The sequence below is a fragment of the Brevundimonas sp. CURTG3B2_SDJG genome, from assembly GCF_057364705.1.
Map to the genome: position 1 here is coordinate 1 of NZ_JBNFOJ010000566.1, position 650 is coordinate 650.

The following is a 650-nucleotide window of genomic DNA, read 5'->3' on the forward strand; positions in this document are numbered from 1 at the left end:
TCGGTCCTGGGACTGGGGCGGTGGCGCAGGCGGCCATCAGGCTCAGGATCGCGGAAACGGCCGCGAACCGGACCGCGGAGCGGACGCGGGGGGCGGCGGCCATGCCTGACGTCACGCCGTGGCGGGCTCGGTGCGGGCCAGGACCCAGTTGGGATCGCTGGCGCCCAGGGTCCGCTCGAAGGTCCAGACCTCGGCGACCCGGCGCTCCTCGACCTGCTCCTCGGCCTCTTCGCTGGCGGGCTTCACCCGGTTGCGCAGCTCGGCCAGGAAACGGACCCGCGTCACCGCCCGGTTCTCCTGGCGGTGGCCAGCTCCAGGTCGGCCCCGGGCGGGTGGACGAACTCGGCCGTCTCGGTCTCGCCCCGAGCCTCGCGCGCGGCGATGCCGGCCTCGAACGAGCTCATCACCGCGGGGGTCAGCAGCGGCTTCAGCGTCTCCCGGTCGCCGGCCGCATAGGCGCGCACGATCGTCTCGTGCGCCTGACGCGCGCCTTCCAGGAAGCGCAGCGGGTCGAAACCGGGGTCACGGGCCTTCAATCCGGCGATGGAGGCCAGGGTCACCGCGTCCAGCACATTGGACCGGGCCCCCGCCGTCTCGCTCGCCGCGGCCGCGGCGGCCGGCGGAGGATTTCAGGCGTTGGGCGAGCGTCA

The 650-nt window shown here is 74.3% G+C and carries 1 pseudogene; it reads right to left on the bottom strand.

Annotated features, from left to right (window positions below):
* Positions 1-111: 111 nt before the first annotated feature.
* Positions 112-572: pseudogene (locus AC2W7C_RS18695) on the bottom strand (Tim44/TimA family putative adaptor protein).
* Between the last annotated feature and the right edge of the window lie 78 nt (positions 573-650).